Annotated in this window: 24 protein-coding genes; 1 reads left to right on the forward strand and 23 read right to left on the reverse strand. The window is 37.8% G+C overall.

From position 1 onward, the window contains the following. The first annotated feature begins 58 nt into the window (after nt 1–58). A complete protein-coding gene (locus AC973_RS08955) occupies nt 59–472 on the forward strand; it encodes a hypothetical protein (RefSeq protein ID WP_048729746.1) in 414 nt (137 codons plus the stop codon). Nucleotides 473–605: 133 nt separating this feature from the next. On the opposite strand, the gene nusG is transcribed toward AC973_RS08955, so the two are convergent. The 23 genes from nusG to AC973_RS09065 form a co-directional block, all read right to left on the reverse strand. Then, nucleotides 606–1,160 (reverse strand): transcription termination/antitermination protein NusG, encoded by a 555-nt coding sequence (nusG, locus tag AC973_RS08960; RefSeq protein WP_048729749.1) that lies wholly within the window; start codon nt 1,158–1,160, stop codon nt 606–608. Between the two features lie 144 nt (nt 1,161–1,304). Continuing rightward, nucleotides 1,305–1,478: a preprotein translocase subunit SecE gene (gene secE, locus AC973_RS08965; RefSeq protein WP_048729751.1), complete on the reverse strand. Its 174-nt coding sequence runs from the start codon at nt 1,476–1,478 to the stop codon at nt 1,305–1,307. Between the two features lie 40 nt (nt 1,479–1,518). After that, entirely contained in the window at nt 1,519–1,671 is a 153-nt protein-coding gene (gene rpmG, locus AC973_RS09770; protein WP_003142586.1) for a 50S ribosomal protein L33, read from the reverse strand. A gap of 150 nt (nt 1,672–1,821) precedes the next feature. Continuing rightward, the gene (locus AC973_RS08970) at nt 1,822–3,153 is read right to left on the reverse strand and encodes a GntP family permease (protein WP_048729753.1); all 1,332 of its coding nucleotides are present in this window, start codon (nt 3,151–3,153) and stop codon (nt 1,822–1,824) included. A gap of 221 nt (nt 3,154–3,374) precedes the next feature. After that, complete coding sequence (locus AC973_RS08975) at nt 3,375–4,001, reverse strand: sigma-70 family RNA polymerase sigma factor (protein ID WP_048729756.1); 627 nt, start codon at nt 3,999–4,001, stop codon at nt 3,375–3,377. A gap of 65 nt (nt 4,002–4,066) precedes the next feature. Continuing rightward, a complete protein-coding gene (locus AC973_RS08980) occupies nt 4,067–4,606 on the reverse strand; it encodes an NYN domain-containing protein (RefSeq protein ID WP_003140992.1) in 540 nt (179 codons plus the stop codon). A gap of 47 nt (nt 4,607–4,653) precedes the next feature. Continuing rightward, nucleotides 4,654–5,469: a 23S rRNA (guanosine(2251)-2'-O)-methyltransferase RlmB gene (gene rlmB / locus AC973_RS08985; protein WP_048729758.1), complete on the reverse strand. Its 816-nt coding sequence runs from the start codon at nt 5,467–5,469 to the stop codon at nt 4,654–4,656. Further along, complete coding sequence (locus AC973_RS08990) at nt 5,462–5,899, reverse strand: Mini-ribonuclease 3 (protein WP_048729760.1); 438 nt, start codon at nt 5,897–5,899, stop codon at nt 5,462–5,464. The genes rlmB and AC973_RS08990 overlap by 8 nt, the downstream gene beginning before the upstream one ends. Nucleotides 5,900–5,945: 46 nt before the next feature. Next, complete coding sequence (gene cysS / locus AC973_RS08995; protein WP_048729762.1) at nt 5,946–7,367, reverse strand: cysteine--tRNA ligase; 1,422 nt, start codon at nt 7,365–7,367, stop codon at nt 5,946–5,948. Nucleotides 7,368–8,108: 741 nt separating this feature from the next. After that, a complete protein-coding gene (locus AC973_RS09000) occupies nt 8,109–8,933 on the reverse strand; it encodes a MetQ/NlpA family ABC transporter substrate-binding protein (protein ID WP_048729766.1) in 825 nt (274 codons plus the stop codon). 379 nt (nt 8,934–9,312) lie between these two features. Beyond that, nucleotides 9,313–10,800, reverse strand: a complete 1,488-nt coding sequence (locus AC973_RS09005) for a UDP-N-acetylmuramoyl-L-alanyl-D-glutamate--2,6-diaminopimelate ligase (protein ID WP_048729768.1) — start codon at nt 10,798–10,800, stop codon at nt 9,313–9,315. A 237-nt stretch (nt 10,801–11,037) separates the two neighbouring features. Beyond that, complete coding sequence (locus tag AC973_RS09010; RefSeq protein ID WP_048729771.1) at nt 11,038–11,586, reverse strand: GNAT family N-acetyltransferase; 549 nt, start codon at nt 11,584–11,586, stop codon at nt 11,038–11,040. Nucleotides 11,587–11,625: 39 nt separating this feature from the next. Then, on the reverse strand, nt 11,626–12,564 hold the full coding sequence (locus AC973_RS09015) for an ABC transporter ATP-binding protein (protein ID WP_048729774.1): 939 nt from the start codon (nt 12,562–12,564) through the stop codon (nt 11,626–11,628). Then, nucleotides 12,564–14,102, reverse strand: coding sequence for an ABC transporter permease/substrate-binding protein (locus AC973_RS09020; protein WP_048729777.1), 1,539 nt, complete (start codon nt 14,100–14,102; stop codon nt 12,564–12,566). Before AC973_RS09020 ends, AC973_RS09015 begins: the two co-directional genes overlap by 1 nt. A 258-nt stretch (nt 14,103–14,360) precedes the next feature. Continuing rightward, nucleotides 14,361–15,317, reverse strand: coding sequence for a 2-keto-3-deoxygluconate permease (locus AC973_RS09025; protein ID WP_048729780.1), 957 nt, complete (start codon nt 15,315–15,317; stop codon nt 14,361–14,363). Nucleotides 15,318–15,543: 226 nt separating this feature from the next. Further along, nucleotides 15,544–16,836, reverse strand: coding sequence for a nucleobase:cation symporter-2 family protein (locus AC973_RS09030; RefSeq protein WP_048729784.1), 1,293 nt, complete (start codon nt 16,834–16,836; stop codon nt 15,544–15,546). 3 nt (nt 16,837–16,839) lie between these two features. Further along, nucleotides 16,840–17,436 (reverse strand): xanthine phosphoribosyltransferase, encoded by a 597-nt coding sequence (locus tag AC973_RS09035; protein ID WP_016896482.1) that lies wholly within the window; start codon nt 17,434–17,436, stop codon nt 16,840–16,842. A gap of 185 nt (nt 17,437–17,621) precedes the next feature. Then, entirely contained in the window at nt 17,622–18,638 is a 1,017-nt protein-coding gene (gene nrdF / locus AC973_RS09040) for a class 1b ribonucleoside-diphosphate reductase subunit beta (RefSeq protein ID WP_048729786.1), read from the reverse strand. A 25-nt stretch (nt 18,639–18,663) separates the two neighbouring features. Next, nucleotides 18,664–20,862, reverse strand: coding sequence for a class 1b ribonucleoside-diphosphate reductase subunit alpha (gene nrdE, locus AC973_RS09045; RefSeq protein WP_048729788.1), 2,199 nt, complete (start codon nt 20,860–20,862; stop codon nt 18,664–18,666). Continuing rightward, a complete protein-coding gene (nrdI, locus tag AC973_RS09050) occupies nt 20,834–21,238 on the reverse strand; it encodes a class Ib ribonucleoside-diphosphate reductase assembly flavoprotein NrdI (RefSeq protein ID WP_048729790.1) in 405 nt (134 codons plus the stop codon). Before nrdI ends, nrdE begins: the two co-directional genes overlap by 29 nt. Continuing rightward, entirely contained in the window at nt 21,226–21,465 is a 240-nt protein-coding gene (locus tag AC973_RS09055) for a glutaredoxin domain-containing protein (protein ID WP_016896486.1), read from the reverse strand. The genes nrdI and AC973_RS09055 overlap by 13 nt, the downstream gene beginning before the upstream one ends. A 381-nt stretch (nt 21,466–21,846) precedes the next feature. After that, nucleotides 21,847–23,322 (reverse strand): glutamate--tRNA ligase, encoded by a 1,476-nt coding sequence (gene gltX, locus AC973_RS09060; RefSeq protein WP_048729791.1) that lies wholly within the window; start codon nt 23,320–23,322, stop codon nt 21,847–21,849. 86 nt (nt 23,323–23,408) lie between these two features. Beyond that, a complete protein-coding gene (locus AC973_RS09065) occupies nt 23,409–24,602 on the reverse strand; it encodes a PIN/TRAM domain-containing protein (protein WP_048729794.1) in 1,194 nt (397 codons plus the stop codon). Nucleotides 24,603–24,839: the final 237 nt, after the last annotated feature.

Consider the following 24,839-nt stretch of genomic DNA (forward strand, 5'->3'; position numbering starts at 1 on the left):
ATATTTATTCACACTTAAGCGAAGTAACAATTTAGAAAGTAGATAATGGAGGGATTAATTGTCTAAAATCAATCAAACAGAAGTTAAAAATGAAGCAAAATTTGCCCTTGGTCTATTGGCCATTATGATACTTTTTGCTAACGTCATTCACCCTAATGCACTCATCATTATGACTGGCAACTGGCTACTCTCTGCATTATGTTTATTTTGTGTTAGTTTAGCGATAACAAAATATTTTTTTGTTTTAAAGAAAGAGAACACCAAAGATAATGTGCAATTAAAAAAGTTCGCAGTATTCTCCGTTATTTCAAGTACGTTCATTGTATGGTTCGTCCATGCTAACGTTTTACGTTTTAATGGTAGTTTTCATTCACTATACACATTCCCCTTTATGCATTCGGTAATTTCCGGCTATATATTGTACGATATTTTAAAATACATGTATCTTTACCGCTGGAAGTATGAAAAATAAACCATTAGAAAATGAATATTGATCAATAGAGAAAAATAGCGGGTAAGGATTTTGTTTAAGAATCCTTACCCGCTATTTTTTCATTTAACTATGGTTTATTTTACCTCAACTATGATTTGTAAAATATCGCAAATTAGAATTTGTCTACTTGGTCATAGTCTACTTCTGCTAATGTTTCACGTCCAAACATTTCAACAGTCAGTTTCAACTTGCCATGTTCTGCATCAATCTCTTGAACGCGACCTTCCATACCATCAAAGGCACCATCGATAACCTTAACCACTTCACCGATATCGAATGAGATATTACGGTTACGGCCACCTTCACCAAGACTTGATAAGATATTACGTACTTCATCAGGTAACAATGGTGTTGGTTTTGAACCTTGACCGTGAGAACCTAAGAACCCTGTAACACCCGGTGTATTACGAACAACGAACCATGCTTCATCAGACATGATCATTTCAACTAATACATAACCTGGAAAGTTTTTAATTTTAACAATCTTTTCTTTACCTGACTTCGTTTTCTCTACATGCTCTTCTTCAGGCACGATTACACGGTAAATGTAATCTTCCATATCCATCGAAGTAATACGCATTTCCAAGTTTTGTTTGACTTTGTTTTCATATCCAGCGTATGTATGGATTACATACCATTCTTTACCAATTTCGATTTCTTCTACCATCGATATGCTCCTTCTTTCAATACATTCATAACTGATCAACTTTTAGGCAAATTAAAAAACCTTCCCCACATGAAAGGTTTTCTCTTCGCTTTATTCGTGCCAATTATAACACACCGCCCATGCGCGCGCCATAACAAGTTACAATTATAAGTTAATAAACCATGCAAAAGCCCATTGTGCTAAGGTATCAATAATCCCTAGGAAAATGCCAACCATGATAATAGTTGATAATACGATACCAGTGTAGCGCACCAACTCGCCACCACTTGGCCATGTAGTCAATCGCATTTCATGCCATACATCTTTTAAAAATTGCATCTACTTCCCTCGCCCTCTACCATCTATTAGTCAATACCGACTATTTGGTTTCTTTATGTATTGTATGTTGATTACAGTGTCTACAGAATTTCTTCACTTCTAAACGCTCAGTACGGTTATTGGCATTACTATTTGTCGTGTAATTTCTTGAGCCACATACTGAACAAGCAAGTGATACTTTTTTCGTTGCCATAATTCACAATCTCCTTGATTTCTGATTCATTGTACATGGTACTTACTCCGATGGTCAATGTCAATTTATTTTTCCTGCACCCCTAATTATACCACAAACAGCAAAAGGAGTTGCACTATCATAAGGCAACTCCCTCAAAAATTTATTTTATTAATATAAAAAGGCTGAAGCGATAAGTACCGCAATCAAAGCCAACAAGTGCGCCACGTTTGTAATAATGAACTGGTGTATAAAGCCATGTTTAATGGATAATCCAGTCAGATTATTAAAGGTAATCACGACCCCAGAGTGTGGCATCGCCGTTAATGTTGCCGCCGCAATCACTGTAATTCGGTGGACCAGCTCTGGATTAATCCCCATAGCAATATAATCTGGCGCTAGAGTATTCATCACAATCCCAATCGCCCCAGAAGCAGAACCGGTAATCCCACTTAGTAAGGCAGACGATGCAGCCAATCCAATCACTGGACTACCGGGAATAGAGGTAATCGCTTGTTGGATGACCGCAAAACCAGGTGCCAAGGTTAATACTGAACCAAAGGCTACAGAAGATGAAGTTGAGAAGGCTGGCATAATTGCCCCTGTCGCCCCCGCATTCAAGGTCATATTCTGAGATGGAATGTAGCTGTGGTATAGAATAGCTGATAAGATAATCGCTGCAGCTAAAGCCACTAAAATAATGTTTGCCACACTAGAAAAAATCAAGATAATAGCAATCAAGGTAACAATCGGCGCCAATGAAATCCAAATAGATGGCAATTTCGATTCATCCACATCACCGGCTACCCCTTTAAGATCCACCTTACCTTCTAAATAGGTATCAAAATGTTCGCCGTTCTTCACAGACCGGTCCAAGCACCATTTCATATACAGCAAGCCAAAAGCTAAAAGAACTGCAGACCCGATTAACCCTAGAATAGGTGCCGCCGTTAACGATGTCCCCAAAGCTGTAGTTGGAATCGCATTTTGAACCGAAGGATTTCCTGGCAAACTAGACATAGTAAAGGTCCCAGCACCTAAAAATAAAGGAATAGGGAATAATTCCCAGTTGATATCCATTTGTTTAAAGATTCGCTTGGCTAACGGTACTACCGCAAACATAACCACAAATAAAGAAATCCCACCATAAGTTAACAATGCTGCAATAGCCATAATCGCTACCATAATCATATATTTAGACCCCATCCCCACCTTACTCAAGATGAAGTTGGCAATAGACAATGTCGCATTACTCTTTTCCATATATTGTGCCAAAATAGCACCCAATAAGAAAATCGCAAAGTTATTAATCAAGAAACCAGCCAAAGCTGTCATAAACGAATTCTCTTGACCAACCAAAGACCCAAAAATATCCATCTGGTTAGCGAGAATTACAACCAAAGCAGATAAAGGTGCCGCAATAATAATATGCAACCCTTTAACAGAAAACCAAATAATCAGTAAAATACCGATAAACACACCAATAATACCCAAGATTTCCATACACAATCTCCTAAAATGTATTTACAAGCGTTCGCGCAAACCGCCCATATAAATGAAAAACTGGCAAAACTCTCAAAAACTCACCAACTTCCAAAAATATCATAAACTACTTTGCTCACTTTTTCACTATGCAAATGTAAGCTACCCCATAAAAGTTAATCCATAAATGAACAAAGAAAAAACCATGCACAGTTTCAACCCGTGCATGGCCTAATTTCGTTTTAGTCCCTATCATCAAAATATTCTGATAATATTTTGCGATACTTTCGTTTACACTTAGCGATTAATGAATGAACCTGTTTTCTGGTAAAGCCCGTGAGTTTTTCCATCTCTTCGTAAGAAAAACCTTTTTTGAAATAACCATATGCCGTTCTTTCCATATCAGACAAACTTTTCTCGTATCTATTAATTGTCTCATTGAAGAGATATACATATTCAGGTGGAAACTCTTTGGTTCTCAATCGGTTTTCTATATTGTTTTCTTCACCTTCACTTGCAAATAAATCTAGCGAACGTTCCACTTTGAAATTAGCAATCCGTTTATCCGTCATGTGCATCCGGCGAATATCGAGCAACCTATTTTTGAATACATTCGCAAAGTAAGTTGTAAAGGCTGCCTTACTATTGATGCGATATGTTTGAACAGCTTGTACTAGACTAATTCTAGCTTCTTGATAGTAATCATCATTTTCCAAAATATACTTAGGGATGCGCCAACGGTTAGCATATAAGGTAGGTAAGACTTCTTGGTATAATGCATCAAATATTTCCTCAGTAAGTTCATTTTTACCCTGCAACACTAAATCCAATACCTGTGACTGGTCTTTAATTTGTTTCTGCTTTGCCATAGATTTGTCCTCTCCAAATAGACCACCCAGGCTCAATCCAAAAGACCAAACGCACCAAAATCCTACTATTCACTTTTCTTGTCAATTAAATCTCTATAAAAGTCATTTAATTTATCTAGCTGATGGACTGACCATGGTATGGATCTTTGATATTTGTTGTATTCATAATCATTACCACCATGTGCAATTTCCGCGTTGGTTTTTTGCACATCTCTATATAACTCTTGTGCTGATTGCCTTAAAGCACCTTTTTGGAAAACAATTCGCTGTTCAGCTAAATCACTTGTCGCAACCGTTACGTTATGTAAAGGGCTCACCAAATCAACTATCATCTCTTCGATATATGAATCAGCGGTTTGTCCTTCACTCGTAAAGACGACATGTAAGTTAAATTGATCATAGGATTTAGAAATGCCTGGGACAAACATGGCATCAAAAATCACCCACGTTTCGATATCATGATAGCCTACATAGTTAGAAAGGGTTGCTAATAACAAGTCTCTTGCAGCCTCAATTTCATCTCGATTTTTCAACTTTACAAGTAAAGGCCAAGAGCCAATCATATTGTAGCCATCAACGATTAACCGTTCTTTTCTTAGTACCATGTCACCCCTCCTTTCTTCATCAACTTACTATAAAATCAATTCACTGATTAGCTATTACCCATACGACTTTGATAAATCTGGTACATTAATAACCCTGCTGCTACACTAGCATTTAAACTTTGAACGTGACCACGCATTGGAATGGTAATCATACCATCAAGATGTTTCTTCACACCTGGTGATACGCCTTTACCTTCATTACCAATCACAACAGCAATTGGGAGCGTCGCATCCATTTGCCACATTGATTGACCCTTCATATCGGTACCAAATACCCATACACCACGTTCTTTTAACAGATCAATGGTTTTAGAAATATTGGTTACACGTACAACGGGTACATGCTCAATCGCACCAGTTGAAGTTTTGGCAACAACTTGCGTTAACCCCACAGCGCGACGGTTTTGAATAATGACACCATGAACCCCTGAAGCATCAGCTGTTCTTAAAATAGAACCTAAGTTATGCGGATCTTCAATACCATCTAGGACTATGATAATTGGGTCTTCATTCGCTTCTTCAGCTTTTTTGAAGATATCCTCTAGTTCAGCGTATTTGTATGCTGCAATAGCCATGACAACACCCTGGTGATTGCCGCCATCAGAAAGGGTATCTAATTTTTCCTTTGGTACATTAGATACCAAGATATTTCGCTTGTTGGCTGCTTTTAAAATAGCTTGGGCGTTCTTCTCGTTTAAGCCAGTTTGTAGGAAGACTTTATTCACATCATGGTCGCCTTCCAATACTTCCATAGCGGCATGGAAACCATAGACGAAATCAGGAGATTGATCCAGTTCTTCTTCATTATTTGTACTACGGGGTCCTCTATCTCTGTTTTGTTGTCTTTGATTGTCTCTAGCCATTTTCTTGCTCCTCTTTTTGTGCATGTTGAATGTATTGAATACAGAAAGCTGCAATTTCCTTAAAACGGTTTTGATCATTTAAATAGGCAAAACCCATCAAAGCTTCAAATCCGGTTGCAATTCTATACGTATGAATATCTGCGTTTTTAGCGCTTGAGTGACTTTTGGCATTGCGGCCTCTTTTAAAGATTGTCATTTCATCTTCAGTAAGGAACCCTTCCTCAGCTTGCATCGCTTCAACTAATAGCGCTTGCCCTTTTGCAGACACAAATTCAGTCGCTGCTTTATGTAGATCTTTGGGTTTCGTTAGACCACTTTGAACCAAATGGTCGCGGACTACTACCTCCCAAGAAGCATCGCCTAAATAAGCCAAGGTTAGGCCATTTAGTTGTTTTATTTCATTTTTCGTTAAAGACTTATTCTCTGACATTTAGTCGACTCATTTCTGTATTGATTTTCATTAATATAGACTGCAACTAGGATTGCGCACGTTTCCAACGCGTACCTTGGGCAGTATCATCAAGGATAATGCCTTCAGCTTTTAATTGATCACGAATTTCATCCGCACGGGCAAAGTTTTTATCTACACGAGCTTGATTACGTTCATCGATTAAGGCTTGAATATCATCCGCTAACAACTCTTTTTCATCTGATAAAGTGACCCCAAAAATCGTTAATAAGGCTGTAAACGACTCTTTGAAAGCTTCAAGAATTGGCACGGATACTTCTTTTTGATTTGTATACACATTCATATCACGCATCAAACGATAAACCACAGTTAAACCATTAGGTGTATTAACATCATCATCCATAGCTTCCACGAATTCATTCTCTAAAGCTTTGATTTGTGGCAATACTTTCGCATCGTTATCTAAACTCTCTTTAGCATCTTCAAAACGGTAATTTAAGTTCGCATAAGCAGTTTTCAAGTTGTTTAAGTTGTTGGTTGCATCTTGAATATTTTCTTCATTGAATCTTAAAGGCGACCGGTAATGTGCTGAAGCTAAGAAGAAGCGAACCACTTGTGGATCGACTTGTTGGATTAGGTCATGCGCTAAGACAAAGTTGCCTAAAGATTTAGACATTTTTTCATCGTCATCACCCATTGTTACAAAACCATTATGCATCCAGTAATTGGCAAAGGTATGACCTGTATGTGCTTCGGATTGAGCAATCTCATTCTCATGGTGAGGGAAAGTTAAGTCATGACCACCTGCATGGATATCTAACGTATCGCCTAACAGTTTCGTTGCCATCACAGAACATTCAATATGCCAACCAGGGCGACCTTCCCCCCAAGGAGAAGTCCAAGAAATTTCACCAGGTTTAGCTGACTTCCATAAAGCAAAGTCTACAACATCTTCTTTCTTCGATTGGCTGTCTGCCTCTAAACGTTCAGATGCCCCCGCCCGTAAATCATCAATATTTTGATCAGATAACTGACCGTATTTCTCAAATTTACGCGTTCTATAGTACACATCACCGTCCACTACATATGCAAAGTCTTTATCAACTAAATCAGCCACAAACTGAATGATATCATCCATATTCTCCACAACACGTGGATTTTTAGTAGCACGTTTAACATTTAAAGCATCGGTATCTTCATAGAATGCTTCAATATACTTATCCGCAATTTGTTCAGGCGTTAACCCTTCTTCATTAGCGCGGTTAATAATCTTATCATCCACATCCGTAAAGTTAGAGACATATTTCACATCAAAACCGCGGTATTCAAAGTAACGACGTACTGTATCAAAAGCAACAGTAGACCGGGCATTCCCAATGTGAATGTAGTTATAAACAGTAGGACCACATACATACATCGAAATACTTCCTGGCACTAATGGTTTAAACTCTTCCTTCTGATTGGTTAATGTATTATAAATTTTTAACATAATTTTGCCCTTCCTATGTCCGATAATTTGTTCAGCGATGAAGCAAACGGTCTATTCGAGGCGATACGAATAAGTCGTTTGCATGCAAGTAACGAGTTGTTTCGTATAGGCTCATTATAGAAGCATTTTGCAAAAAAATACAAATCGCCATTTTTTGAATTATGGCAATTTAATGAGAGTGAGTGACACCCATTAATCCTTATCATTCTAACATATTTGACAGTATTGTAGAAATGAATGAAATATTTAAATAACTTATATAAGATATTAATGTTGAAAAATAGTTACTAGCTTTTCAAAATCGTTCATTTTATATAATATAAGTTGATTTATTTAAAAAACACCCATTTTTATCTCATTATAATTTAATAGTTAAAGTTCAAAACGTTGATCTAACGGTCTTTTAAACTTTTTGTCTTTTTAAAAATGCATAAAAATCGCGATTAATAATATTTTCAGACCTTCAAAGGGAGCCAAATCGCCGTATTAATGCCTAGTTCTTTTGTAGATAAGGGCCATTTTAGGGCGTTGAAAAAAGAAAAGATACCATCTTTGTTTTTATTAATTTGCCTTACTATGTCATCGGACTTACTTTAATCAGAATTTTCAACTAATATAGGATACTCAAGCACCTGGTCTCAGCAATTTACAATTAAAAAACGCCTCCCAATAATACTAGGAGACGTTTTTTAATTGAGTTATATTGATTCACTTTAAACCTGGTAGTTTAAAGCCACTAGATTATTCTGCAGTTGGTGCGCCTTCCCATACTGGGATTGACGAACCTGCTGACATTTCGTCGATGATTGCTGCAACTTCGTCTGTTTGATAGTATTCAAGGATTGTCTTATATACTTCATTGTCTGTTTCGTCTTCACGTACTGCGATGACGTTGTAGTATGGTTTTGATGATTCTGCGACTGGCTCTAGGTAGATAGAGTCTTGTGTTGGCACGTAACCTGCGTCGGTTGCCATGTCGTTGTTGATTAATGAGATATCAACGTCAGCTAAGGCACGAGCTGTTTGGTTGGCTGCCATTTCTTCAAATTGTAAGTTTTTTGGATTTGAAGTAATGTCACTTGTTGTTGGTAATAGACCTTTTGATTCGTCTAATTCGATTAGGCCTGCTGTTTGCAGTAACAGTAAGGCACGCGATCCGTTTGATACGTCGTCTGGAATAGCGACTAAAGCGCCGTCTTGTAATTCATCTAAAGAGTCGATTTTCTCAGAAAAAACACCCATCGGATTTAAAGTGGTATAACCTAATGTGGTATTAGAATAGCCACCTTCTTCATTGATTGAATCCATATAGATTTCTGTTAAAGCGGAGTGCATATCGATTGAACCATCGTCTAATGATACGATTGGTTGACGGTAATCAGTGAATTTCACTAATTCAATTTCAATGTTTTCTTTTTCTAGCAATTCTTCTTGTAGGTACTCCCATTGATCATTTTTATCACCAACGACACCTAGTTTTACTTTAGTTGTTTCTTCACTTTGACCACAAGCAGCTAATACTAAGACTACTAGTGCCAATCCCAATGCACGGAAAATTTTCTTCATAATATTGCCTCCAAATGATTTTTTATCATTCATTTATTGTAGGAAAAACCAATCATGATTGCAATTCAATCGAGATACTAGATTACCATTATCCTTGATAGCCTATTACTATCAATATTTGGGTATTTTCTGATATAACAGTGTACGCTTATTTACATGTCATCACATGTGTATTAATCATATACCTCTATTTATCGCTGTTAAACGGGGTATTTGTTATGATATAAGGCGATATTCTTATAGAAAATTAGCTATATGGAGTTCTATAAGTCATGCGACTTAGCATATTAAAGCCCTATTTAGATCAAATAAAAAAGCAACATGTATTTATATAAATACTAGTTGCTTTTTTCTATTGGTCTTATTGATATCCTACATTTCACATTGAATAGCTGACTTGACGGTATCGGAACATGTGGGCTACTTGTTGATCAGATTGCACGCCATACTTATTTTCCTCGGAGTAGGCTTCGTGGCCTTTACCGGTAAGTACTAACAATACCGGATTTGTGGACATTTCTAAGGCCAGCTCAACTGCTTCAACCCGGTCTAAGACCATGGCCATTGAGTCTAGGCCATATAGGGTCACGTATTCAAGATACTTTTCAGCCATCTCTTGTCTTGGAACACCATTTAAGTCGTCAGTGGTTAAAATCGTCAGATCAGCACCCATTTGCGAGGCAGACACCATTTGCGGGAATTTTTTGCTGTCTCGTTGCCCTCTAAAACCAAAGATATGAATAATATCATGGTCTGGATATTGGGCGTTCAGGGTCGTTAGTAAGGCTTCAATAGCATCCGGCGTGTGGGCATAATCGACGACCATTTCATTGCCGTCTGCTAGTGGATAGTATTCTAAACGGCCCGCAATTCCCGCAAAGTCTGCGATTGCCTCGTTGGTATTGCCAGCGTCTAATCCTAGGTCAACCATGACGGTTGTGGCTAAAATCAGGTTTTCTTGGTTATAAACACCTGATAAGGGCGCTTCGATTTCTTCAATTTGTCCGCCTTGTCCATCGAAGGCAACAACTGCTGCGTCGGTTGTTTTATCTAAGACATAACTTGTCGCACCTTTCTTAGTATCTACGGTTAAGACTTGTTTACCACTTGCTTCTAGTTCTTTGGCTAGGCGGTTGCCCCACATGGTATAGCTATTGATGACGGCCTTCCCGTCCGGTTTCATTAAGCTGAATAGGGATTTCTTGGCTTGGTAATAAGCTTCCATGGTCTTGTGGTAGTCTAAATGGTCGTGTTGTAGGTTGGTAAATAAGGCATAGTCAAATTGCATCCCTGCCATTCTATATTGGTGGAGTCCTTGACTAGAAGTTTCAATAACCACTACATCGTCATTTGACCGGGCTAAGGCGGCTTGGATTTCTGTCGCACTTGGCGTGGTTAATTTGCTTTCATACCGTTGACCGTTGATTTCATTGTATACAGTACCGAAGTAAGCCACATCAAAGCCTGCTTTCTTCAATAAATGTTGCAAGAATAAGGCTGTTGTCGTTTTGCCGTTAGTCCCTGTAATCCCTATTACCAACTTGTCTTGGCTAGGATTGTGATAAAAAGCTGATGCAAGCAGGGCTAAACTCTCTCTAGCATTGTCAACCTGGATAAACGGCACATTCGCCCTAGCGGTTAAGTCAGATTCCGTCACAATCAAGCTAGCGCCGCGTTCAATGGCATTACCGATATAGGCTTCACCGTCAGTGGCATAACCGGAAATGGCGACAAATAGATGGCCATTGGTTACTTGTAAGGAGGATTCACTAATGCCGGTAATTTCAAGTTGCTCTACATCTGCTGGTAAAGGATTTCTAGCTGTTACACCACTTTGTTCAAGTAATTCATAGACCTTCATATTCATTCACCTTTCTCTTTCACTTATTTGTTGTTAGCTATATATTGGGCTATATAGATGGCGAAAGTATGAAGAAAGATAGGTTAAACTACTGTCTATTCAGGATGAATTATTCGAGAAATACACCTATTTATTAACTTTTTTAAGAAATGTATAGCAAAATTTAAAGGCAGATGAAAAGGACCAATGACTTTCTATATTAGTCATCCGTCCCTCATCCTTATATATCTATTAAGTTTATGATTATTTTTGGGCTAAGTATTCATCTCTTAGTAAAGAAAATACCACTGAATCTGATGGCCCACTATCTAGTTGTTCATCTTGTCTAAGAATCCCTTCTTCAGTAAAGCCTAGGCGTTTTGGAATCGCTTGGCTTTTATGGTTGGTTACCGCTGCTCGAATTTCTACACGATTTAAGGCTAAGTCATTAAAAAGATAATCAAGTAGGAAAGCTACAGACTTAGTCATAATCCCTGAACCTTGGAATGCTTCTCCTAAATAGTAACCTAGTGAAGTTGACTTGTTTAGGTGTTTAATATAATGCAAACCGAGCACACCAGCTAATTGGCCTTCAAACCAAATCCCACATTGAAAACCGTCGTTATTGGCAAATTGTTGTAGCCCCTCTTTAATAAAAGGTAATTCGTCTTCCGTAGCTTTCATGAATTTCACCCAAGGTAAGTATTCACTCAGGTAATCACGTGAATGATCAATTAACTTGTACAAAGCTTCTACATCACGCTCTTCTAATATTTTGATTGATAATTTGTCATCAATTGGGGTTTGAAACATGCCACCACACCTCTCTGATTTTCTTTATATCATCACACCTTATATACTTTTTAGCCGAGCAAATACAGCCTGTCTATCTAGCGTTCCTAAACTTGTATCATTTTCCGTGATCTCAACTACCTCATCAGTCGCTAGTAAGGCGTATAAATCTTTTTGATGGCTAGCGATATCAATTTGCGGATAATCTGGATGGTCCCCGGAAAGTGGCTGAATATCTGATCGGAAGATATTTAAGCCAAAGACATCTTCTTTTTCTTGGTTAAATAAGGAAGCCACTACCTGGTTTTCTGGATTTGTCAGAATTTCCTGAGCCGTATCCACCTGAATTAAACGGCCCTGGTTCATAATCCCAATTCGGTCAGCTAATTTAATGGCTTCATCCATATCATGTGTGACAAATAAGATGGTTGTCTTCAACCGCTGATGAATATCGACTACGAGGTCTTGTAACTGGTTACGCGAAATTGGGTCTAGGGCTGAGAAAGGTTCGTCCATTAAAATAATATCCGGTTCAGCTGCAATCGCACGTAAAATACCAATTCGCTGTTGCTCCCCACCAGATAATTCATCAACTGGTCGGTCTCGGTAAATTTTGGGATCTAAACCTACTAAATTGAGTAGTTCGTCAATTCTGGCTACACGTTTCTCTTTTGGCCAACCAATCATTTCTGGAATAACATCAATATTTTCACTAACATTCATTGTTGGGAAAAGAGCAATCTTTTGTAAGACATACCCCATATTCCAGCGCATTTTCTCAATATCATGATCTTTAATTTTTTGCCCTTTAAAGTAAACATCTCCACCTGTTGGCTCAGTCAAGCCATTCACCATTTTAAGGGATGTCGTTTTCCCACTACCTGATGGACCCACTAAAACAAAAAACTCACCTTCGTGGATGGTTAGATTCAAGTCATCAATTACACGTTTGTCTTCATATACTTTCTCTACATCTTTAAATTCGATTATATTGGCCATTATGCATCCTCCCCTATTAAGCCCTTGTCGACTAGGAAATCATGGGCTACTTGGCTAGGCTCTTGTCCTTCAACGTTTACAGCATAGTTCATTTGAATCATCTCATCTTCGGTTACTAATCCACTTAACTTGTTTAGGGATGCCACAATCTCTGGATGGTCTTCAGCGAAGTCTACATTCATCAATGGACCTCCTTGATAATCAGGGAATAGCCCTAAATCATCTTCAAGCGTAACCAAATCATACTCTAAAATTTGGCTATCAGTCGAATATGCATCAACCACATTCACTTCATTGCTATTAATAGCATTGTATCTAAGCGCAGGTTCAAGACTTTTCACTGACGGGAAGGTCAAACCGTATAATTCTTGAATACCAGCATAGCCGTCTTGGCGGTCAATAAATTCTAACGTAAAGCCAGCTGTAATCTCGTTTTCAACTTTCGCTAAATCTGAAATCGTTTCTAGATCATTTTCCTCTGCAAAAGAGCGTTTGACGGCTAAAGCATAGGTGTTTTCAAATGAAAATGGTTCTAGAAAATTCATATCATACTGGTCTTTTAATAAGTCCCGCGCTAATTGATAGGTATCTGCTTGGTCGAAGTCACTTGTATCAGTAGCTTCATCTACGTCAACTAAACTTTCAAGGACTGTACCTGAAAACTCTGGATAAATATCGATTTCATTATTGTCTAAGGCAGAAAATAAGAAAGTCGTTTTTCCAAAATTAGCTTTTACATCCACCTTGACATCGTCATTATCTGCTTCAATTATTTCTTTGTACATATTAATTAGAATCTCTGGTTCTGACCCTAATTTACCGGCGATAGTGACATTCGTAACTTGACCAGTCAATCGTTGCGCCAAGATAGGCCCACCAATTCCTACAAATAAAACAAGCAAGCTAATAAGGACGGTTTTCATTTTCTTATTTTCTAACCATTTAATGAGGGCACCAAAAATAATCGCTAATAAAGATGATGCAATAGCACCAATTAGAGTTAAATTGCTATCATTTCGGTCGATTCCTAACATAATCAAAGATCCAAGGCCACCAGCACCGATTAAAGTCGCTAAGGTCGCTGTTCCGATAGTTAATACTAACGAGGTCCGAATACCTGAAATTACCACCGGCATAGCTATAGGGAGTTCCACCTTAAACAGACGTCTTCGTCTAGGCATCCCAAAGGCAATCGCAGCTTCTTCAATTGTTGGATCAATTTCTACAAAACCTGTATAGGTATTTTGTAAGATAGGCAGAATCGCATAGACGACTAAAGCAATCAATGCAGGTACTGACCCAATCCCTACTAAGGGAATTAACAATCCCAACAAGGCCAATGAGGGGATCGTTTGTAAGATACTAGCAAATTGTAATACGGGTTCCGCATATTTGCGGTGGTCACTCAACCAAATGGCTAGTGGAATTGCAATAACACAGGCGATGAACAAGGCAAGTAAGGATATAGCCATATGTTCGTAAGTAGCAGTGAATAATTGGTCTTTACGTTCCATTAACGTTAAGAAAAAATCGTTCATGATAACTCCTTTCAAGTTACAAGGTGTATGTAGATCATTTAAAATTGCGCATGATAAAATTGTGTCATCACCAGGTAAATGATTTCGGCAAAAATATCACTCGTATGTTATATTATCGCATAAAAAACCCATAATTACATTGCAATAAGTTTGTGTTTTGACTGTCTTGTTTGTCCAAGTTGGCCTTTTTAAATATATGAATTTAATACACCAAAAAAGAGCCATGTAAGCATGACTCTTCTGTAAGCATTGAGATAATTATAATGGTTGAATACCATACTCTTTTACATATAGTTTCTGTGCAACAATAGGTGAAATAATTGAAGTGATGATACATACCATCATCACGATAGCAGTAGCACTTGCTGATTGATCAGCAAATACCAACGGCAAAGCAGATGCAATACTAGCAGGATTGGCTACTGACATGCCTGCTACATTCCAAATAGCTGCACCATCTACCCCTGCGTTTTGTTTCATGATGTAGCGGTCAAATGGAATTAATGGTAATAATAAGACCATAAAGATTCCGGCCATCAAAATACCTGGCAATCCTGAAGCGATAGCTGATTGAATATTCATCGCTGCACCTAGGTTCCACCCTAAGAAAGGTAGTAAGCGACCAATCATCGGCACAAAAAAGTCGGTGAAATCTTTGTCTAGGTTACCTAGAATAGTACCGGCTACTAAAGGCACAAAGATTGAGATGATCGGTTGCCAGTCAATTCCTGCTGCCCCACCATCGGCCGTTAAAATACTTAATAAAATTAAAGGTGCAAAAGGCATACCAATCAGGCCCATAATACCGTATACGGCGCCAAACTGTTTATCCCCATAACTTGAATGAATAGCTAGTGCTACCGCTGGGTTTAAAGAGTAAATCACACAAGCGAAAGCCAATAAGTTGATGCCAAAAATGCCATCTAAGCCGAACAACCAATAAAAAACTAAAATATAGATTGTTGAAATAACTAATTTAAACAGAATTATCGGCAAATGACGTTTTATTAAAGGCACAATTTGTTTTAAATCTAAACTTGTCCCAGCTGAAAATACCAATAGTCCAATAACAACGTTGGTCCCCATTTGAAACGTTTGTTGTGTTGTACCACCGATTGCATCATACATATTAGGGAAGATAGACACTAATACTAGTGATACTACCAAGGGAATCAAAAACATCCCTGCAGGTACTTTATTTATTTTCTTAAACATATATAAACCTCTCTATAAGCATTTTTAATGGAAACACCACAATTACGCTATCATATATTGCTTTCAATCCTGAGTCAATAGCAATTGTCAGTTTTTCATACAGTGATTTTGTATTTATGACTAAAATTGCAAACATCATAGCTATAAAAATACCCCTTAAATTTAGCTAACATAACTAAATTCAAGGAGTTTTTTTATCTATTTAAAAGAGATATTTTAAAGTGATTTATTTCTTTACGCCATGGAAGAAGGCGTTTAGTAAGACAACTGTTACACCACCAGCTACGATTCCTGAAGACGTTAGCCAAGAGATCCATTCTGGCAGTTGTGCAAAGGCTGCAGGTGCAATAGCTACACCTAAACCGATTGTAATTGCAGCACCAATAATCAATTGGTTACGATTATCTGCTAAATCTTGCGCACCCAATACGCTGATTCCGTAGGATAAGACATTACCAAATAAGAAAATCATTGCACCACCTAATACGGCTGACGGTACAGAAGTTGCAATAGCACCAATTTTTGGAATCAAACCACATAGTAGCATTAAGATAATCAAGTTGATGAAAATGGTTTTTCGCTTTTCACCTGACATTTGTACTACGCCCACATTTTGGGAGAAAGCAGTTTGTGGTGATGTATTGAAGATACCAGCAAGTAAATACCCAATCCCTACTGAGAAATATGAACGACGAAGATCTGCTTCATCGATGTCTTTATCATACATACCAGCCAAGGCATAGTTGATACCTGTTACTTCAATCATAGAAATAATACCAACCACTGTTAGCGATAAAATCGCTGCTGGATGAAATGATGGCGACTCAATTGCAAAAGGCACCGGTAGTTGCACCCAAGACGCCTCTAGAATAGGTTGCATGTCCATTTTCCCCATAAAGATAGCAATAACCATACCAGCAACTAGTCCAATCAAAATAGAGATAGATTGAAGAAAGCCTTTAGTAAAGCGATATAGTAAGAGAATAATCAAGAAAGTCATTAACCCCAAGATTAAATTATCCATATTACCGTAGTCTGCACTACCCTCGCCACCTGCTAAATTATTAATTGCAACAGGAATTAACGTTGCACCAATTAGGGTCACGATAGTCCCTGTCACTAACGGCGGAAACAGGTGAGATAGTTTAGCAAAGATTGGCGCTAGTAATAAGATCACTAAACCAGCTACTAGGACTGAACCAAACATGGTGCCTAAGCCATATTGACCACCCACTTGAACCATAGGGCCAATCGCTGTAAAGGAACAAGCCATTACAACGGGTAAGCCCATACCGATAAATTTCCCGCGGTAAAGTTGTAGGAATGTTGCAATCCCTGAGATAACTATATCTGCTGAGACAAGGTATAGCGTCTGTTGGGTCGTGAAATTAAGGGAACTTGAGATAATTAACGGTACCACAATAGCACCGGCATACATGGCTAGTAAATGTTGTAGTGAAAGAAATGTAGTTTTAGCTGAGAAAACATCTTTAAAATTTATATTCTTCAAATTGGCCACCCGCTATGCTAACTTTTCATCTTCTTCATCTACAAAAGTCACTTTATTACCTGCTAATGAAGCAATACGGCAAACTGAGTAAACATCTACACCCGCATCAATAAGACGTTGACGTCCTGGTTGGAATGATTTTTCTACACAAATACCCACACCAACAACTTCTGCACCAGCTTGTTTCACTAAGTCAATTAAACCTAGACTCGCTTCACCATTCGCTAAGAAATCGTCAATGATCAGTACTTTATCATTCTCATTTAAATATTCTTTAGAGATGATAATTTCGCTTGTTTTATTCTTAGTAAATGAATGTACTAATGTTGAGAATTTATCTTGTCCAGCAAGTGTTGATGGTTCAGATTTTTTCGCAAATAACATCGGTACTTGGAAGTGTGCAGCTACCATGATAGCAGGTGCAATACCACTTGCTTCGATGGTTAATACTTTGGTAATTTCACGTGATTTAAAGTAATCAAAGAAGTTACTTTGGATGTCATGCATCACTTTCGGGTCGATTTGGTGGTTTAGGAATGAGTCAATTTTCAAAATCTTTTCATCGATGACTTGACCGTCTTTTAAAATACGTTTTTGTAAGTAGTTCATGATAAATAGCCCCTTTATTTTTGTTACCTCCATTGTACGAACAATATACCCCAATTGCAAGGGATTGTTCGGCGAAACGACGAACAATTTCTAATGGGTATCGGTAAATCTGAATAAAAAGCTTATCCAACCACAAAAAAAACTAGCTTGAGAGCCAGTTTTTTTTACTTGTATTGATTGGAAATTTAAAAGTCGTAATCATCGTCGCCCATCGCTTCTGATTCACCCATTAAGTATGAATTTCCTACTTGTGAGAAGAAGTCATGGTTACTTGAATCTGTTGAGATACCATTCATCACAATTGGGTTGACATTTTCTGCTGTGCCATCTGGATAGAAGGGTTCAAATCCTAAGTTTTGTAAGGCTTTGTTGGCATTATAATGTACAAAGGTATTAACTTCTTTCGTCCAACCTACTTGTGTATAGATTTCTTCGGTATATTTCTCTTCATTTTCCATTAAGTCAAATAGCAGCGCGTACATCCAGTCTTTTAATTCATTTTGTTCATCAATTGATAGTTGATTGTAACCTAATTGGAATTTGTAGCCCAGGTAAGTACCGTGTACAGACTCATCGCGAATAATCAATTTGATAATTTCAGCGACATTCTCTAATTTATTGTTGCCTAAATACCATAATGGTGCATAGAAACCTGAATAGAATAGGTAAGTTTCTAGAAATACGCTAGCAACCTTTTGCTGTAATCCGGTTCCATTTTGATAAATTTCGTTGATACGACGTGCTTTATATTGGAGGTATTCGTTGTTGTTAGCCCAGTCAAAGATGTCATCAATTTCCCGCGTTGTGTTCAATGAAATAAAAATTGTTGAATAAGATTTAGCATGTACCGACTCCATAAATAGGATATTGTTCAATACCGCTTCTTCGTGTTGTGTCCGAACAGCATCACGCATAACGTTTGCGCCTTCTTCAGACTGTAAAGTATCTAAAGCTGTTAAGCCAGCAAAGGCTTTGTTGACTACATCACGTTCTTCTTCTGTTAGGATTCGCCAATCATCACGGTCATTAGATACTGGAATACGTGTATCCAACCAAAATTGTGAGGTCAATTTTTCCCATGTTGACTTATCAATCGCATCTTCTACCCGGTCCCAGTCGATGGATTTGTAGTATAAAACGTTGTGGTTGGTTGGTTCTCCACCCAAAATCTGGTTAAAGTATTTTTTATTTTCTTGTGTCATTATCAATTTTCCTCTCGTTTACGTTTTAAATCACACATGATTCACATTGGTCAACGCCAATTTCTTTATCGGAGTCATCTGTATAAGTCCGCACATAGTAAATCGATTTGATCCCTTGTGCCCAAGCATAATTACGCAAGCGGTTAAGGTCACGGGTAGTCATTTTGTCCGTATTACCATTTTTCCATTCATATAAACCTTGTGGAATAGTTGATTGCATAAACAGGGTCAAGGACATCCCTTGGTCAATATGTTTTTGTGCTGTTGCATAAGTATCGATTACTTGACGCATATCCGTTTCGTAAGCAGATTTGTAATACTGGATAGTATCATCATCCAAGTATGGTGCTGGATAAAACATTGACCCAATATTCGTTTCTTGACGGTTTTCAATTAAATGCACAATTGGATGAATCGATGATGATGCTTCGTTGATATATGAAATCGATCCAGTTGGTGCAACTGTTAATAGGTAAGCATTATATAGTCCGTCCGCCATAATTGCTTGGTTTAATGCCGCCCAATCATCCGGTGTTGGGATGTGAATATGGTCGAATAGCTTAGCGACCTTCTCAGATTGGAAAACGAACGGTTCTTGGTGATCAATGTAACGCTCACGAATGTAAGAACCATCGGCATAAGCTGATTGGTCAAATTCAAAGAAGCTTTCTCCACGTTCCTTAGCAATTTGGTTTGAGGTCTTCAAAGCATAGTAACGTAATGCCATAAAGTAAGCATCCGTTAATTCTAGCGCTTCAGCTGATCCATAATGAATTTGGTTGGTAGCAAGGGCTGTATGTAGTCCCATCGCGCCCAATCCGATAGAGTTATAAGCTGAGTTCCCACGTTCAACACTTGGTACAGCTTGGATTGATGTCATATCAGAAACGGCAGTTAAAGCGCGTACAGCAGTATCCACAGCTTGCTCAAAGTTATGCGTTTTTAGCATTTCAGTGATATTTGTTGAAGCTAAGTTACAAGAAATATCTAAACCAACTTCTTCATAAGTTAAATCTTCATTTAGAGTAGATGGCTTTTGTACCTGCATGATTTCAGAACATAAGTTAGACATGGTAATTGTCCCATTAACTGGGTTTTCCTTGTTCGCTGTATCCACATTCATGATATATGGGTAGCCAGATTCTTGTTGTAGACGCGAAATCTCTTGTTCTAACTCACGTGCATTGATTTTATATTTCTTAATGTCCTTATTAGCAACCATATCTTCGTAATGTTCCGTGATATCTACATAGCCAAATGGTTGACCGTAAATACGTTCCACGTCATATGGACTAAACAAGTACATTGGTTCATTTGTTTTTAATAGTTCATAGTACTTATCTGGCACTACCAAACCTAGCGATAAGGTCTTTACACGAATTTTTTCATCGGCATTTTCTTTCTTAGTAGATAAGAACTCATACACATCCGGGTGGAAGGCGTTTAAATAAACAACCCCAGCACCATTCCGTTGACCCAATTGGTTAGCATAAGAAAAGGCATCTTCTAACAGTTTCATTACTGGCACAACACCTGAACCAGCATTTTCAATACCCTTAATTGCGGCACCGGCCTCACGAAGGTTACTCAAGTTTACACCTACACCACCACCACGTTTAGAGAGTTGTAGAGAGGAATTCACTGCTCGTCCAATTGACTCCATATTATCTTGGACATCAATTAAGAAACAAGAAACCATCTCACCGCGACGCTTCTTACCTGCGTTTAAGAAGGTAGGTGTAGCCATTTGTAGACGGTGTTCAATGTGCTCTTCAGCAATATGCCAAGCTAAATCTTCATCGCCATCTGCTAAATACAAAGCAGTAAAAGCAATTCGGTCTTCATATCTTTCTAAAAATCGTTTGTTGTCATTGGTTTTTAAGGCATATTGCGTGTAAAACTTATAAGCACCCATAAAGCTCTTGAAACGGAATTTATGGCTATACAAATGATCAAACAAGGATTGGATGAAATCAAAAGAATACTTATTTAAGAAGCCTTCTTCAATATAATCGTTGTCTACTAAATACTGTAATTTTTCTTCTAATGTATGGAAGAAAACCGTATTGGGGTTCACATATTCTAAGAAATAAGCCCTAACCGCTTCACGGTCTTTATTTAATTGGATTTTCTTGTCAGCAGTTGGGATATTTACCATATTGTTCAGCTTAAAGTAAGTAATGTCTTTCGTATTTTCAATTTTTAATTTCTTGGTATCTGTCAATTTTCTCTAACTCCTCTGTTAACTTAGCCACGTCATAGGCAGATCCTTGGAACTCAAATCCATGTAAGACAGGAATATCAAACTCAGCAGATAGTTCCTTTACTGTTACACAGAATAATTGGGCAAAGTTGCGGTTACCCCCACCAAAAAAGCCCTTGCATAAATTTGCATTATCCGCCCATTCTAAAAACTCTTCAGCCGTTTCAATCACGTCACCATACACATGACTTTCATATGATGGAATCACCATAATAAAAGGCTCAGTCATTGTCACTGGTGCTACTGCTGATGAAATCTCATAAGTATCGAAGCCTTGAACTTTATTGATAAAACGTCTGGTTTGACCCGTTAATGAATAATAAACTATGCTTGCCATGCTTCCACCAAAGCTTCCATCTTTTCAGGTACATAACCATTGAAATGATTTCCTGTTGAGTCTGCAATTACTGGTAAAGACAAATACCCTAATTCTTTTACTTCATCTAGATACATGTCCTCAAGATCTACCCGTTTCTCTTCAAAAGGAATCTCTTTAGCTTCAAGGTATTTCTTAGCAAATACGCATTGTGGGCAGCCACTCTTTGCATAAACTGTGATTGTCATGGTCATTACTCCTCGCTTTTGATTAAAAAACACAATAAAATGTGGTTTATTTATTTTTTAACCCTATATATTGTGTTTAGTCTAGCCATAGTATAGGGGTGGAGATGAACTATTATCAATCCTTATTCACAAGTTTCCTAAAAGAAATAACAAATTGTATTTTCTAATTTTTATAGAATACGATAAATTAGGGGTTTTTAAACGTTTTATATTTTTTATACATAAATACGATGATAAATTTAGATAGCGCGCAAGCAATTTTTGTATTTACCTATAGCTTTTTTTAAACTATTAAGTTATACACGTCTTTTTGTAGCGTTTAAATATAAAAAAACCCCTATCCAAGTTTTTACGCTTAGATAGGGGGTATTAAATGTTTGATTATAAACTTGCTAGTGCTTGGTCTAAGTGGTGGGCTACTTTTTCTTTACCCAATACTTCAATTGTTAAACCAATTGAAGGACCATGTTGTTCACCTGAAGTGGCTACACGAATTGGCATATATAAGTTTTTACCTTTTACGCCAGTTTCTTTTTGAACAGCTTTGATGGCTGCCATAATGTTTTCCTCTTTGAAGTCATCAGCTGGAATTTCAGCTAATTTCGCTTGGAAGGCTTTTAAAACATCCGCTACACCTTCGCCAGCTAATACTTCTTTAGCATCATCTGCGATGTGTAGTTCATCTTGGAAGAACATATCTGATAAATCAACGATTTCAGCTGCATATGACATTTCATCTTTGTATAATGAAACTAATTTTTCAGTCCAAGCGCGTTCTTCTGCTGTAGATGTTTCAGATACACGGCCAGCTCTTTGTAGATGTTCAATCGCTAATTTCGCTACATCTTCAGCTTCTGCAGCTTTCATGTAACGGTTGTTGATCCATTCTAGTTTTTTGTTATCAAAGGCTGCTGGTGATTTACTTAAACGGTCTGTATCAAAGATTTCAATCAATTCATCGTGTGAGAAGATTTCTTCTTCACCTTTTGGAGACCAACCTAATAATGTAATGAAGTTGAACATTGCATCCGGTAGGTAACCTAAGTCACGGTATTGTTCGATAAATTGTAAGATTGACCCGTCACGTTTAGATAATTTTTTACCTGTTTCAGCGTTAACGATTAATGTCATATGTCCAAATGTTGGACGTTCAAATCCTAAAGCGTCATAAATCATTAATTGTTTAGGTGTGTTCGCAATATGGTCGTCACCACGTAATACGTGAGTGATTTCCATCAAGTGGTCGTCAACAACAACGGCGAAGTTGTAAGTTGGCATGCCGTCTTGTTTACGGATAACGAAGTCACCTGAAATGGCTGCTGACTCAAAAGAGATGTCCCCTTTTACCATGTCATCAAAGGTGTAGGTAATGTTGTCAGGTACGCGGAAACGGATTGTTTCTGGACGGCCTTCTGCACGTGCTGCGTCGATTTCTTCTTGTGATTTATCGCGCCATTTACCAATATAACGTGGTGTTTCACCGTTTGCGACTTGGGCTTCATGTTCTGCTTCGATTTCCTCAGATGTATCAAATGCATAGTAAGCTAAGCCTTTGTCTAGTAATTCTGTTAGGTAACGGTCGTAGATATCTTTACGTTCAGATTGACGGTAAGGTCCAAATTCACCTGGTTTATCTGGACCTTCATCCCACTCAATACCCAACCACTGTAGGTTTTCTAGTTGAGATCTTTCTCCGTCCTCAAGGTTTCGTTTTGTATCGGTATCTTCAATACGAATAATAAATTCCCCGCCGTTGTGACGAGCGAATAAATAGTTGAACAAGGCGGTACGAGCATTCCCAATATGTAAATGGCCAGTTGGACTTGGCGCATAGCGTACGCGTACTTTATCTGACATGTTGATTTCTCCTTTTATCTTATGCTTTCAATCAAAATAGGCTGGTAAAAATACCAACCTAATTTTCCATCATTATAATTATATATCTAGTCAGCTATTTTGGCAAAGACCATGCGTCCTGCATTGGTTTGAATAGCTGAGGTAATCTCTACTGAAAGGGTCTCATCAATATGATGTTTCCCTTCTTCAACAACAATCATCGTACCGTCGTCCATGTAGGCAACCCCTTGTTGGCGCTCTGTACCAGCTTTTACAATATGTACAGAAATCGTTTCGCCAGGAATCACAACAGATTTCAATGAATTAGCCAACTCATTAATGTTTAATACTTTAATCTTATGGAATTGACTCACTTTATTCAAGTTATAATCATTGGTTACCACAACACCATCAACTAATTTGGCTAGACGCAATAATTTTAAGTCTACTTCCGATTCATCATCGAAATCGCCGGCGTAGAAATCTACAATCACATCATCTAGCGCTTGGATTTGATTTAAAATATCCAAACCGCGTCGGCCACGAACCCGTTTCAATGAATCTGCTGAATCCGCAATGTATTGTAATTCTTTCAAGACAAAGTTAGGTACTACTATCACGCCTTCGATAAAGCCCGCTTTTAAGACATCTAGAATCCGCCCATCGATAATCACTGATGTATCTAAAATCTTATAGGGTTGATAAGCCTCATCCGCAGCTTGTCTAAGTGATAGTAAGGCATCCGTATACATATCATGGCTTTCTGAGTGAGTTGATAAGTCACTTTCGTATGCTTCCTTATCTGACTGTGTATCGTCAGTAATGACCGTATCCGTTGATTCACTACGTCTCACCTGCGGGAAACGGGTAAGCATTTCCATAATCTCAGCACTCTTATTAGAGAAGATATAAAAACCTAATACACCTAAAACAATGGTTAAGACAATTGGCAAGATATTTGAAATGAATGGCCAACCAATCGCCACTAAGGGAATATTGATTAACCAAGCTAAAACTAGTCCAATAATAACACCTACTGCAGAAACTAAAACCTTTTCGATCGATAACTGACGCATGTCACGTTCGATATTGCGAATAAAACGCATCAATAAAGGCTGTGTTAATCCGTAAATAAGAAAAAGAATAATTGCACCAAGTACGATGTTAAACAATGGAGAATAGAAAAAGCTAATATTGATATTGATCATGTCCCAAAGTAACGGTAATACATAATAACCTATTGAAGATCCTAGTATCACAATGAGTACGCGAGACAAAATTTTCCAAAATCTTTCGTTCATTTTATTCACCTCCTTTTCTAATTCTAAAAGAATAAATTTTGAAGCGGTTTCTTTACTATACTACCGCTTTTTATAGTATAACTTTTTGTTTACATTTACACAATAAGGTTACTTATAATACAGTATAGTATTTATAATCTTAACCTGAAATTAACATATGACGCATGTTCGAGATTAAGGCTCTTCGTCAAATAGGACTGATGAGTAATATCTGCCAGGTAATCATTAGATTACCTG

This window comes from Carnobacterium sp. 1290_CSPC (assembly GCF_001053265.1).
Lineage (GTDB): Bacteria > Bacillota > Bacilli > Lactobacillales > Aerococcaceae > Aerococcus > Aerococcus urinaeequi.